Source organism: Arcobacter sp. ISO1, assembly GCF_058105185.1.
Window position 1 is genome coordinate 2,246,651 of record NZ_CM176573.1, and the last position, 13,500, is coordinate 2,260,150.

A 13,500-nucleotide genomic window follows, 5' to 3' on the forward strand; every position below is an offset into this window, starting at 1 on the left:
TTTAAAATGGGTAAATTTGTAATAGCATGTATTGAAAGTGATGTTGAGATTTTAGACTCTTTATATAACAAAATTTCAAGAATTGTCGATAGTGATTATATAATTGAAAGTTACGTAAATGCAGAGCAGGCATTAATAAGCTGTTATAATTATATCATTGCAGGTAACGAAATATTAATTTCAATAGTAGGCGATAATAGATCTGATATGACTTTGGATGATTTTATTATTGAATTACATAAAAACTCTCCTAATACAAAAAATATACTTTTTAAAGATGTTTGTAATGTCGCATCTTTGGAAAGAATCATCAATGAAGCTACAATTTATCAAATGATCCCAAGAAGATTTGAAAGAATCGACTTTGAACTTATAATTTTAGAAGCAATTAAACAAAATGCCCAAGATAGAAGACTTAAAGATTATCAAAAAGTTTTAGAAAGTGCAGTTGAAAAAAGAACTAGAGAACTTAATGATATAAATGTAAAACTTGAAATTTTAGCTACAACTGACTCATTATGTGGAGTAAATAACAGAAGAGCTTTTTATGAATCATCAGCTCCTATGATTAAATACACAAGAAGAGAAGGCAAAAAATTAGCAGTTTTAATGATTGATATTGATAAGTTTAAAATGATAAACGATATTTATGGACACTCTATTGGTGATGAAGTTATCAAACTTATGGCATCAAAAACAGAAAATACATTAAGAAAGTCTGATATTTTTGGAAGATTAGGTGGAGAAGAGTTTGCTGCTGTATTACCTAATACTTCAGAAAGAGGTGCTTTAAAAGCAGCAGAAAACATTAGATTTGAAATTGAAAATTCTGAATATACTACACAAAAAAATGAAAAGATTAGATTTACTGTAAGTATTGGAGTTGCAATACTAAATTCTGATGATTTAGATTTAGAATCAATACTACACAGAGCAGATTTAGCACTTTATGAAGCAAAAAGAAGTGGAAGAAATAAAGTTGTTTTATTCAAAGAATCTTCTGAACAAGAAAACTAATTATACAATTTAATTTACAACAAGTTTAATACGATAAAATACCCAAAAATAATAGTTAAAGGATTATTCTGTGCTAGAAATATTTGTTTTGGGCTATTGCCTATATTTTTTTCTAACAATATACACATCATTTATGCAAATAGGATTTGTTAAAAATGCAAAGAAACTTCAACCAATTATATTAGATAATGAAAAATACGAAGTTGCTGGAAACTACACAATTGAAAAAGAAAAGATTGCAATAGTTTCATCTTTTTATAGTTTTTTGATTTTCATATTTTGGATTGGTTCAGGTCTAAATATATTAGATTCTTTAGTTAATTTTGAGTCAACTATTTTAAAAGCAGTAGTATTTGTAAACTTATTTATTATAATCAATTGGATTCTAGGACTACCTTTTGATTTATATTCAACTTTTAAACTTGATAAGAAATATGGTTTTTCTAATATGACGCCAGCTTTATTTATTAAAGATACGATAAAAACAGGGGTTTTATTTTTGGTGTTTGGTTCTGCTGTTATTGCTGTTATCTCATGGATTATTAGTAGTTTAAATTCATGGTGGATTTGGGGATTTATTTTTATTTTTGCAGTTATTATTACAATAAATATGTTATATCCTGTTATTAGAGATAAGATGTTTGATAAGTTTGAACCTTTAAAAGATAAAGAATTAGAAGGAAAAATTGAAAATCTTTTAGATGGTGTTGGTTTCAAAAGTTCTGGAGTATTTTCTGTTGATGCAAGTAAAAGAGACAATAGATTAAATGCTTATTTTGGAGGTCTAGGAAGTACAAAAAGAGTAGTTTTATTTGATACTTTAATTGAAAAACTTTCTCATAATGAATTACTTGCTGTTCTAGGTCATGAATTAGGACACTTTAAAAATGGTGATATTCTTAAAAATATAGGGATTATGGGCTTTGTGATGTTTGTATTTTTTGCAATTTTTGGAAATTTAAGTGAAGAGATATTCTTAGGATTAAATCTTCAAAATGAATCATATGCAATAATTACAGTATTTTTGATTTTTTCTCCAATTTTATCATTTTTCCTGATGCCTTTAATCTCACTTATTAGTAGACACAATGAATATGCAGCAGATGAATTCGGATCTAATATGCAATCAAGAGAAGATTTAATAAGTGCACTTTTAAAACTTGCTAATGAAAATAAATCATTTCCACTTTCTCACCCTCTTTATATATTCTTTTATTACTCACATCCACCTTTAGTGGAAAGATTTAAAGAGTTAGGATATGATGTACATCAAAACAATGATGACGAAGCTTTAAAAGATAGTATTTTTAATTTAAAAACTAATGGGTAACTTTGATATATTAGCTATAGTTTCAGCTCTTTTAGGGCTGATTCTTGGTGGATTTATTATTTGGTTAATTCTAAGACAAAAAATCAATTTTTTAGAAGAAAAACTCAATTCTAGTGAAAACTCAATTTTAAAATTAGAAAACGATTTAATATTTCAAAAAGATTCTAATATTGAAAAAGCAGAACTACTTGAATCTAAATTTTTAGATAATCTAGAATTTGAAAGAAGTAAAGCAAATCTTCAAAAAGAACAACTGAAAAATGAATTTGCTATAAAAGAGGAAAATCTAAAAGAAAAAATTGAACTTTTGGAAAATTCTAAAGAGATTTTAAAACAAGAATTTGAAAACTTAGCAAACAAACTATTTGAAGATAATACAAAAAAATCAAATACTAATTTAAATCAAATGTTAACACCTTTTAAAGAGCAGTTAAATATGTTTGGGAAAAGAGTAAACGATATATATAGTGAGGAAACGAAACAACGAACTTCACTTTTAACTGAAATCAAAAACTTAAAAGATTTAAACAACCAAATCTCACAAGATGCTATTAACTTAACAAAAGCTTTAAAAGGTGAGAATAAAACTCAAGGTGATTGGGGGGAGTTGATTCTTTCTAAGATACTTGAACAAACAGGACTTAGAGAAGGTATTGAATACACTACGCAAGGCTCTTTTACAGATAATGAAGGTAAAAGATTGAGACCTGATGTTATTGTTCATTTGCCAGCAAATAAAGATATAGTTATTGATTCAAAGGTTAGTTTAAATGCTTATTTGAAGTTTACAGAATCAAATGATGAGATTGAAAAAGAACTTGCTACAAAAGAGTTAATAAAATCTATTTATACACATATTAAAGGTCTTAGTGTAAAAAGTTATGAAAATATCGATGCTGTTAATACATTAGATTTTGTTCTTATGTTTATTCCAATTGAAGGTGCTTTTATGCTTGCTGCATCAAAAGATAATAATCTTTTTAAAACAGCCTTTGAAAACAATATTATGCTAGTTTCTCCCTCAACACTTTTTGCAACACTTAGAACAGTTGAAAATATTTGGAGATATGAACATCAAAATGAAAATGCATTAATAATTTCAAAAAAAGCTGCAGATTTATATGACAAGTTTGCAAGTTTTGTAAATGATATTGAAGCTATTGGAGTAAATATAAATAGAACGCAAAAAGCTTACGATGAAGCTATGAAGAAACTAAGTTTAGGAAAAGGAAATCTTCTTAGACGAAGTGAAGAGTTTATTGAACTTGGAGTAAAAGCAAAAAAGAAAATTGATACAACAAAGTTGTTAGATGAGTAGGTTTATTTTCTTAATCCTATTATTTTGCACCATTTTAGATGCAAAACCAATTGTTAAAAAACATTTTAGTTATTATGATATTTATCCATTAAATAAACATAAACTTGAAGATAGTATGGATGAAACTTCTCCTCTTTATAATAATGGAAATGTAAGACATGGTACAGTTAATTGGAAAATTAAATATTTTTATAAAACAGTTAGGAAAAATGGTATTTGTTCTATATCTCAAGCTAAAACAAAAGTTGATATAACATATTATGTCCCAAAACTTGCAAGTAACTATAAAGCACCTGAAGGAACAAGGGCTGTTTTTCAAAGGTATTATAAAATCTTAAAAAAATATCTAGATAAGAATACCTCTTTTGCAGTTGATGCTGCGTTAGAAATAGAAAAACAATTACCCAAAATAGAAAAAGTTAGAAGTGATTGCAATATAGTAAAACAAAATGCAAAAAATCTTGCAAAATCAATTTTAAAGAAGTACAAAAAGAAAAATAAAAACTTTGAGATAAGAACTTATGAAGGGTTCCTTGAAGGTGTGAGAAAAGAAAACCTTCTCTAATTACTTAAAGAAGGTTTTTATTTTTAAATCATTTAATATATAAATAGCTACAACAGCACAAATTGTTCCAATTAATGTATTGAAGCTAATTTTTTCATTTAAAAAGATTGCACTTAAAATTAGTGCAGAAGAGGGTACTAAAAATATAAATGAACTAACTTTCTTTGTTCCAAGTTTTTCAGTGCCAACAAAATAAAAAGATGTAGCAAAAGTTGTTGAAAGTAAACTAATACTAATTATATTAATCCAAAATATATAATCAAAACTTACTATTTTAGTAAATACATTAAAATCAATAAAAAAACCACATACCACAATTGTTGTGATTGTATAAACATAGAAGGTAAATACAAAGGGTGAAATTTTACTTGCTTTTGAACTTGTAATTGTTAGCAAAGGCCAAAGTATAGAAGCTAAAAGAAAATATATATTTTGTATTGAAAAAATTTCATTTATATTAAATTGCCAAATATTTAACATAGTTATTACTCCAAAGCCACCAAGAATAAGAGCAAAGGAATGCTTTAATGATATTGTTTTTTTATGCCAAAGAGCTAATATAACAAAGGTATTGATTGGGATTAATGTTGTAACTAATGCTCCTCCAAGTCCAGCTGTACCATTTTTTACACCAAGAAAAAACATAATTGAGTATAAAAGCAGTATAAATGAAGCTAAAAGAATCAATCCAACAGATTTTAGATTTACTCTAAAATCTTGTTTCAAGTAAACCATTACAGGAATCATTGCTAAAATTGAGATTCCCATTCTGAAAAACACTACCTCATATGCATTAATATAATTTGTTAAAAACTTAACATTTACCCAAGAAGCGCCCCAAAATATCATTGAGAAAATCATCATAATATAAAAAAATCTTTTATTCACAGTTTCTTCTTTTTTAAAAATAAAGATAAATAAATACCTATAGCTATAAATATAGCTCCAACAAAATGAAAAGACTCTAATCTTTCGCCTAAAAAAATAAATGCTAAAGTTGCACCAAAAATTGGCATTAGGTGTGTAAATTGACCTGTTTTTTCAGCTCCAATAGTATCAATTCCTGTGTGCCAAAAATAAAAAGATAATAAAGAAGCAAAAACTGAGACATATAAAAAGAAATACCAATTTTCTTTTAATATTATTATCTCTCTTTCTATCGTATAACCTTGGTATAAATACCAAGGAAGTAAAAGGGCAAAACCAACATAAATTATTGTAAGGAATAGCTCAAGATGATTCAACTCTTTTGGTTTTAATTTTATTATTGTAGAGTAAGTAGCCCAAACAATAGAACTAGCAATAACCCACAAATCTCCCTTAGAAAAGCTTAAACTTAAGATTGAAGAGATATCTCCTTTTAATACCAAAAATATTACTCCAAAAGTTGATAATAATATTCCAAATAATTGAACTTTTGATATTCTAGTTTTTAAAATTAGAAAAGAAAATACCAAAATTAAAATTGGAATAATCGAATTAATCAACAGGGCATTAGTTGCTGTAGTGTAATTTAAAGCAATATATAAAAAGGTATTAAATAAAGTAATCCCTAAAAATGAGCATAAAGTTAGAAAGAAAAAGTTTTCTTTGTATACTTTAATGATTTTTTTTAAATCAAGAAATATCAGCAAAGGAGTTGTTAATACTAAAACAAAAAGCCATCTAAAGAAAGCTAGTTCTAATGGTTGAATATTAGAACTAACAAATCTTCCTAAAATAAAATTTCCTGACCAAAATAAAACACAAAGTGCTAATAAAATATAAACTCTTTGAGTAGTCATTTATTTTAGTTCATTTAACAAAAGAATATCAACTAATTCTCCTGCTTTTATATCTTTACTATCTTCTTTTTGGATTAATAATGCAGGATTCCCTAGCATATTAGTTAATATTGCACTGGTACCTTGTTTTTTCCCTTCGAAATCTATTGAATATTCATTATTCTCATATTTTACATTACAAGCTGTAAAGATTGTTTTTTTCATCTTTAATGGGAAGTCTTGATTTATTCTAGCTTTAACTATTGGAAGTTTTTTATTAGCTCCTTCATATTTATAAATAAGTGGTAATAAATATAAGATTGCACAAACAGTAGATGAGTATGCAAAACCAGGTAAAGCTAATATAATCTTGTCATCTTTTTTAGCTAAAAGTATATGCATACCAGGTTTTACTGTTACACCATGAAAAAGAACTTCTGCATTTAATTTCTCTTTTATAACATCTTGAACAAAATCGTAATCACCAACAGAAACACCCCCAGTTGTAACAACTATATCAGCTTTCTCAAGTCCACTTTCTAAAAGTTTTGTAATAGAATCAATATCATCTTTTACTACACCCATTTGAATAGTCTCTGCACCAGCTTTCTTTGCTAAAGCCTCAATTGTTAAATGGTTAGAACTTCTAATTTGAGATTCATTTATTTGCTCTTCACCTAAATCAAGTATTTCACTACCTGTACTAGCAATTGCAACGGCAGGCATACAATAAACAGGAACTTGTGAAATATTTAAAGAAGCAAGCACCCCAATCTCAGCGAAACCAATAATTGTTCCTTCTTTAATTAAAACTTCATCCTTTTTATAGTTTTCTCCAATCTCTCTGATTGAAAAACCTTTAGGTACCTCTTTAATAATTTTTATTTTATTATCTTTTACTTCAACATTCTCTATTGGTATTAAAGTATCGGCACCATTTGGAATTAAAGAACCCGTAAAAGTTTTAATACAAACACCATTTGATACTTCAGATTCAACAACACATCCAGCTGGGTTTTTATCAATTATTTCAATAAAATCATTTTTTTGATCTTCAAATTTTATTGCATATCCATCCATTGCTGAAGTAGGGTATTCTGGTGAATTTTCATTCGCTGAAATATCACAAGCAAGCACTCTACCAACAGAATTAGTTAGAAAAAGTTTTTCCTTTGTTTTAGCTTTAAAAATTATATTATTTAAAATTGTTAATGAGTTATCATAACTTATAAATCTTTTCATATAAATCTCCATGTAATAGTAGCGCTATAGTAGCATAGGGTATAAAAAAAGTAACTTTAGCAAGATTATTTTAAGTTTTTTGACAAAAAAATAACATAAACGTTATAATTATGATTATATTGTTACAAAACTAAACGATTTATTCTTTTTTAATTTAAAATAATTGACAAGTGACAAAAAAGTGGCGATAATGAAAACATCAATGTATAAGAAAATCTTATATAATTGGCTGTTATGTTTTGCATAAGGAAAAGTTAACAACTATTTAAGAACATCGTATATATCGAATCTTATAATTAAAATAACTTTTACTTAATTAACTTTTCTTAAGCTTACATAACCAATTTCTAAGGAGGAATAATGACGAAAGTAACAAAGACTTCTGAAAAAGAGTTATCTACTATTTCTGATGATAAATTAAGTAGAAGAGATTTTTTTAGAAAAACTGCAGCATATTCTGTTGGTGCAATTGCAGCAGCAAATGTGTTATCACCTGTTGAGTTAAAAGCTGCTGATGATCCTTTGATCATGAATGAAGCACCATGGGGAACAAAACTAGGTGATCCAGTTGACCATAATTTATATGGATTACCATCACCATATGAACATAATAATATTAGAAGAACACACTCTTTATTTTCTTCTGGAGATTATTATGCATCTGTTGCGATGTGTCCAATTCATGAATCTGAAGGTATTGTAACACCTAATGGTCTGTTCTTTGTAAGAGATCATGGAGGAACTGCACACGTGGATCCTAAAGAGTGGAGACTTATGATTCATGGTGATCAAGTTGAAAGAGAAATTGTATTAACTTTAGATGATCTAAAAAAATATCCAAGTGAAAGTAGAATTTACTTTATTGAGTGTCCAGCAAATGGAGCACCAGAATGGAGAGGTCCTCAATTTAACTCATTGCAATTTCAAAAAGGTTTAATGAGTGCTGCAGAGTGGACAGGTGTAATGCTTAAGACAATTTTAGAAGATGTTGGTCTTAAAAAAGATGCTGTATGGATGCTTGCTGAAGGTAGTGATAATGCTTCAAACCCTAGAACTATTCCAGTTGAAAAGGCATTAGATGATGTTATGGTAGTATGGGGACAAAATGGAGAAGCTTTAAGAGCTGAACAAGGTTATCCTGTAAGACTTATCGTTCCAGGATGGGAAGGGAACTTAAATACTAAATGGTTAAGAAGACTTGAGATTTCTGATAAACCATGGCATTCTAAAGAAGAAACTTCTAAATATACTATGGTTCAACCAGGTGGAAAAGCAATTAGATTCTTCTGGGTAAATGAAGTTAACTCAGTTATTACTTCTCCATGTCCAGAAAAACCATGGACTCACATGAAAAAAGGTGATATGATAGAAGTTGAAGGTATTGCTTGGACAGGACACGGAACTATTACAGGAGTTGATATCTCTTTAGATGGTGGTGATAATTGGGTTGAAGCAAAACTTAAAGGTCTTGTTTTACCTAAATCATGGACAAGATTCTCATATGTTATGAAGTGGGATGGAAAACCATTATTGATGGCTTCTAGAGCAAGAGATGACTTTGGTAATATTCAACCAACAATTGATGAAGAAACTTCTGCTGTTGGTGTTGAATCTGTATACCATAGAAATGCAATTGTAACTTGGGAAATAACTGAAAAAGGAGAGTGTAATAATGTTCAAATTAGAAAACACAAAAAAGCTTAGTTCTATTATTCTAGGATTTGGATTATCTGCACTTTTAGCTACTTCTTTAGTTGCAAGTAGTGACATGTCTGTTGATGGCGCTGTAAAATACCCTACAAAAGATGGTAAATACGGACCATATTATGTTAATGATCAAAAAGTTAAATACAACAATGGTAGAAAAGCTACACATAACGAAATCGAAAGATGGAATGTTGATGTAAGACCAGATGGAACAGGACTACCTAAATATGATGAGAAACTTGGTGAGCCAATTTTAAATGAAAATGGAAAACCTGCTATTGCTGAAGGTTCAGTAGAGTGGGGTGAAGAATTATACGATGCACAATGTGCTATGTGTCACGGTGAGTTTGGTGCAGGTGGTAAAGGTTATCCAACATTAGCGGGTGGGAAAACTGCAGATTTAGTTATTCAAAGACTTAATCCAGCTGATGAAAATCCTAATCCAGATGTTGCACTTAAAACTATTGGTTCATATTGGCCATATGCGAGTACTTTATGGTGGTATATTAAGGACTCTATGCCTTTTACAGCACCAAAAACATTAAGTCATAGTGAAACTTATGCTATTACAGCCTTTTTACTTTATTCAAATGGAATTAAAGTAAATGGTGAAGAGATGGATTATGAATTTGTTTTAAACAAAGATAATTTTGATCAAATAAAAATGCCAAATGAAAATGGTTTTTACCCAAAAGTAGATACAAAAGACCCTCATCAAGGGCCTAAAAATATACAAAAACTTTTATCTGACCCAACTATTTATGGTAAGGGAACAAGATGTATGAGTAATTGTATTGAAAAACAGTATGGTAAAGGTAAAACTGTTGATGATCTTTTATTAAAAATAAAAGTTGATTTAGCTCCAACTGTTAATCAACCAATTTCTGTTGAAAGAACTTGGAAAGAACCTAAAAAAGAAGTTGCAAGTGGAGTTGATCCTGTTGTAGCAGAAAATTATGCAACTTATTGTTCTGCATGCCATGCTAATAAAGCAATTGGTGCACCAGTATTAGGTGACAAAGCTGCATGGGCAGAGGTTTTAGAAAAAGGTATTGATGAAGTATATGATAATGCAATTAATGGTATTAATGCAATGCCTCCTAAGGGAACGGCAATGAATTTATCTGATGATGAGTTCAAAAAAATCGTTGATTATATTATTGATCAAAGTAAATAAGGAGTTAAAGTATGAAATTAATTAAAAATTTGTTTTTAGCAGCTGCAGTTAGTAGTTTGGCTATAACTGGATCTTTCGCAAATGACGATTTAGTTAAGCAAGGTGAGAAAATTTTTACAACTAAAAATTTAGGTAACTGTATTGCATGCCATGATGCAAATGGTAAAAATATTGACGGACCTGGAAGTATGGGACCAAAGTTAACTGCATTACAATATTGGCCAGAGGAAGAACTTTATAAAAAAGTTTATGACCCTTATACAAGTAATCCTATTTCACAAATGCCTGCATTTGGAAAATCTGGTTGGTTAAGTGATGGTGAGATTAAAGCAGTAGTTGCTTATTTAAAAACAATTCAATAATATAAAAAGGATAAAAAAATGATAAATAGAAGAAATTTTTTAGGTTTAGGTTTAGGAGCATTAGCAGCTTCAGTTGCACCAGTTGCATTAAGTGCAGCTAATTACAGAGAAACTAAGCCAAAAGCTTGGGAAGCTACAAAAGTAGACGCAGCAATTAAAGAGATTTTTGGTGCTGATGCAAAAGAGAGTACAAAAGTTAAATTAAAAGCTCCAGATATTGCTGAAAATGGTGCAGTTATTCCTGTAACAGTTGAAGCAAAATCTGCAACAAGAGTAGCAATTTTTCAAGATGCAAACCCAGAAGCTTTAGTTGCGGTATTTGATGTTCCAAAGGGTGGAATTGCAGAGTATAGTGTAAGAATTAAAATGGCTAAAACTGGAAATGTTTTTGCAGTAATTGAAGATGGTGGAAAGCTTTTAAAAGCATCTAAGCAAGTTAAAGTAACTATTGGTGGATGTGGTGGTTGATTTAATTCAACTCATATTGACTCAAAAAATTAATAAAATATAGAATAAAAATAAAAGGAATTAATAATGGCTGGAAAATCAAGAATTAAAGCAAAAATTAAAAAAGGTGTGGCAACTGTAAAAGTTTTAGCTAAACATGAAATGCTTTCTAATCAAGAAGCAAAAAGAGCAAAAAAAGAAGCAAACTGGATTACATATATCGTAGCAAAAGTTGGTGATACTATAGTATATGAAGTTTCAACTTCACAATTTTTATCAAAGAACCCTTACTTTAAATTTGCATTTAAAGCAGATGAACTTGGAATTAAAAAAGGTGACAAATTATCATTTTCATGGGTTGACTTAAAAGGTAACACACAGTCTGATACAAGAAAAATTAAATAATCAATCACATTGATTAAAAAACTTATACTATAGGAGATATGTATGTTGTTAAAAATTGCTAAAACTACTGCTTTAGTTGCACTAACTACTGTTGCATTACATGCTGCAGATTTCAATGCACAAGCAGAAAAAGATAGAATTGCTTTAATAAAATATTTTGAAGCAAAATTTGAAGATCCATTAAAAAATAGGAATACTTTTTTTCCATATTCAACTGATGATGAGTTAAAAAACAATATTCTTGGTGGATTAAAAAAAGATGACTTTTCAAAAGGAAATTATGCCTTTTCTAAAAATGGTCAAGCTTCATATTATGAAATTAAAGAATTCCCTCCAACAGAAGAGTGGGTAGAAGTTGGTGAAGAACTTTATAATAAAAAGTTTGCAAATGGTAAATCTTTTGCATCGTGTTTCCCAAATCCTGTAGAAACTGGATCAATGTATCCATACTTTGACGAGAAAAGAGGTGAAGTACAAACTTTAACTCAACACATCAATGAATGTTTAGAAGCTAATGGTGAGAAGAAATGGAAAACAACAAAAGGTAAATTAGCTCATTTAGAAGCATTTTTTGCACAAGCTGCTACTGATGAAGAAAAAGAGATTAATGTAGAAATTAAAAGTAAAGCTGCAGCAGAAGCTTACGAAAGAGGAAAAGAGTATTATTATACTCAAAGAGGATATTTAAAACTTAACTGTGCTAATTGTCACGTTACAGGTGCAGGTCAAAGAGTTAGAAATGAATCATTATCTCAATTTTTAGGGCAAACAACACACTTCCCAGTTTATAGATTAAAATGGGCAGCAGCAACTTCAAACAATGATGGTCTAGGTACTTTAGAAAGAAGAATGTCAGGTTGTATTAAAGATCAAGGACAAGTTCCTCCAGGTAATACAAGTAATGAGATGAAAGAACTACTATTCTTTATGGCTTACATGAATAATGGTATGAAATTCGATGGTCCAGATTTCAGAAAATAAGGAGAGAAGATTATGAAAAAATTAACAAATTTAACAATTGCAGCTATGGCAGCATTCACTTTATCTTCATCTCTTTATGCTGATGGTCATATGATGGATGAAAAAGCAATGTGTGATCTTAAAGCAAATGGTATTGAAAAAGTAATTGCTACAGCTAAAAAATACAATGAAATTGCAAAAGAAAAAGGTCTTGAGTTTAGAAGACTTGGTGTTAACAATACAGATTTAATCATTTCTGTAGAGGAAGCTATTAAAACAGGTGCAAAAGAGGTTAATCCTAAAACTTTTAAAGGTAAAAAATCTAAAACAGTTTTAGAAACTAATTATGCAGCTGTAAGAGCTTGTAAATTTGCAATAACCGCTTTAAACCAAGGTGAAGAAGGTAAAAAAACTTGGAGACTTGCAGTTCCAGGTGATGGATATAAATACTAAATCAAAATTTAGTTGTTAAAAGTCAAGATTTTTAATCTTGGCTTTTTTTATTTAGAAAGTATGTATGAAATTAGGAAAATAAAATGAAGTTTTTTAAAAATTTACTTGTTATGGGTTCTATTATTGGAATTTGTTCAAGTTCTGCATTTGCAGAGGGTAATGATAAGTTTGTTGCTATATCTTCAGGTGTTAAATCTATTGAAATGAATTTAAACGATGAAAAGTTCATTTTAATGAGAAATCAAACAAGAGGTAATAAAATATCATCTCTATATGATACAACAGATAGAGGAACTCCTCAGCCTATAGTTTTAGCTAAAGGTGTTGAAACATTAGGTGAGTTAGAGTTTATAGAATATATGAAAAAAGCTCAAACTGATGAAAATATTGCAATTATTGATTCAAGAAAGCCAGGTTGGTATGCAAAACTTAGAATTCCAGGAGCAGTTAATGTTCCTTATACAAATTTTAATGAAAAAGATACAGCTATTGAGATGATGGAAGATGAAATGGGTGTAGTTCAAAATGATGATGGTACTTTAGATTTTTCAAATGCAAAAACTTTAGCTTTATATTGTAACGGTTATTGGTGTGGTCAAACACCAGGAATGGTTAAAAAAGCTGAATATGCACTTTTAAAAATGGGATATCCAGCTTCTAAAATTAAATACTACAGAGGTGGTATGCAAGCTTGGACTTCACTTGGATTTACAGTAGTTGGTAGCGGTAAATAATTTAAAAGTTTTAAATTTAA

15 protein-coding genes are annotated in these 13,500 nt (G+C 29.1%); 12 read left to right on the forward strand and 3 right to left on the reverse strand.

Annotated features, from left to right (window positions below):
* Positions 1-6: 6 nt before the first annotated feature.
* The 4 genes from AC2TY9_RS11185 (at position 7) to AC2TY9_RS11200 (ending at position 4,230) form a co-directional block, all read left to right on the forward strand.
* Complete coding sequence (locus tag AC2TY9_RS11185) at positions 7-1,017, forward strand: GGDEF domain-containing protein (protein ID WP_489777544.1); 1,011 nt, start codon at positions 7-9, stop codon at positions 1,015-1,017.
* A 70-nt stretch (positions 1,018-1,087) separates the two neighbouring features.
* Entirely contained in the window at positions 1,088-2,347 is a 1,260-nt protein-coding gene (locus tag AC2TY9_RS11190; protein WP_489777545.1) for a M48 family metallopeptidase, read from the forward strand.
* Positions 2,340-3,665, forward strand: a complete 1,326-nt coding sequence (locus tag AC2TY9_RS11195) for a DNA recombination protein RmuC (RefSeq protein WP_489777546.1) — start codon at positions 2,340-2,342, stop codon at positions 3,663-3,665. The genes AC2TY9_RS11190 and AC2TY9_RS11195 overlap by 8 nt, the downstream gene beginning before the upstream one ends.
* The gene (locus AC2TY9_RS11200; RefSeq protein WP_489777547.1) at positions 3,658-4,230 is read left to right on the forward strand and encodes a DUF922 domain-containing protein; all 573 of its coding nucleotides are present in this window, start codon (positions 3,658-3,660) and stop codon (positions 4,228-4,230) included. The genes AC2TY9_RS11195 and AC2TY9_RS11200 overlap by 8 nt, the downstream gene beginning before the upstream one ends.
* Here AC2TY9_RS11200 and AC2TY9_RS11205 read toward each other — a convergent pair whose 3' ends face one another.
* From AC2TY9_RS11205 to AC2TY9_RS11215, 3 genes are read right to left on the reverse strand one after another with little or no spacing between them, the layout of a single operon-like run.
* Positions 4,231-5,118, reverse strand: coding sequence for a DMT family transporter (locus AC2TY9_RS11205; protein WP_489777548.1), 888 nt, complete (start codon positions 5,116-5,118; stop codon positions 4,231-4,233).
* The gene (locus tag AC2TY9_RS11210) at positions 5,115-6,014 is read right to left on the reverse strand and encodes a DMT family transporter (protein ID WP_489777549.1); all 900 of its coding nucleotides are present in this window, start codon (positions 6,012-6,014) and stop codon (positions 5,115-5,117) included. Before AC2TY9_RS11210 ends, AC2TY9_RS11205 begins: the two co-directional genes overlap by 4 nt.
* Complete coding sequence (locus AC2TY9_RS11215; protein WP_489777550.1) at positions 6,015-7,235, reverse strand: molybdopterin molybdotransferase MoeA; 1,221 nt, start codon at positions 7,233-7,235, stop codon at positions 6,015-6,017.
* 360 nt (positions 7,236-7,595) lie between these two features.
* Here AC2TY9_RS11215 and soxC point away from each other — a divergent pair, with 360 nt between their 5' ends.
* The 8 genes from soxC (at position 7,596) to AC2TY9_RS11255 (ending at position 13,480) form a co-directional block, all read left to right on the forward strand.
* Complete coding sequence (gene soxC, locus AC2TY9_RS11220; protein WP_489777551.1) at positions 7,596-8,939, forward strand: sulfite dehydrogenase; 1,344 nt, start codon at positions 7,596-7,598, stop codon at positions 8,937-8,939.
* A complete protein-coding gene (locus AC2TY9_RS11225) occupies positions 8,908-10,119 on the forward strand; it encodes a c-type cytochrome (RefSeq protein WP_489777552.1) in 1,212 nt (403 codons plus the stop codon). The genes soxC and AC2TY9_RS11225 overlap by 32 nt, the downstream gene beginning before the upstream one ends.
* 11 nt (positions 10,120-10,130) lie before the next feature.
* Positions 10,131-10,481, forward strand: coding sequence for a sulfur oxidation c-type cytochrome SoxX (soxX, locus tag AC2TY9_RS11230; RefSeq protein WP_489777553.1), 351 nt, complete (start codon positions 10,131-10,133; stop codon positions 10,479-10,481).
* Positions 10,482-10,499: 18 nt separating this feature from the next.
* Entirely contained in the window at positions 10,500-10,949 is a 450-nt protein-coding gene (gene soxY / locus AC2TY9_RS11235) for a thiosulfate oxidation carrier protein SoxY (protein WP_489777554.1), read from the forward strand.
* A 66-nt stretch (positions 10,950-11,015) separates the two neighbouring features.
* Positions 11,016-11,333 carry a thiosulfate oxidation carrier complex protein SoxZ gene (gene soxZ, locus AC2TY9_RS11240; protein WP_489777555.1) on the forward strand — a complete coding sequence of 106 codons (318 nt, stop codon included), beginning with the start codon at positions 11,016-11,018 and terminating at the stop codon, positions 11,331-11,333.
* A gap of 42 nt (positions 11,334-11,375) precedes the next feature.
* Complete coding sequence (gene soxA / locus AC2TY9_RS11245) at positions 11,376-12,314, forward strand: sulfur oxidation c-type cytochrome SoxA (protein ID WP_489777556.1); 939 nt, start codon at positions 11,376-11,378, stop codon at positions 12,312-12,314.
* Positions 12,315-12,326: 12 nt separating this feature from the next.
* A complete protein-coding gene (locus AC2TY9_RS11250; RefSeq protein WP_489777557.1) occupies positions 12,327-12,746 on the forward strand; it encodes a hypothetical protein in 420 nt (139 codons plus the stop codon).
* An 83-nt stretch (positions 12,747-12,829) separates the two neighbouring features.
* Entirely contained in the window at positions 12,830-13,480 is a 651-nt protein-coding gene (locus AC2TY9_RS11255; protein WP_489777558.1) for a rhodanese-like domain-containing protein, read from the forward strand.
* Positions 13,481-13,500: the final 20 nt, after the last annotated feature.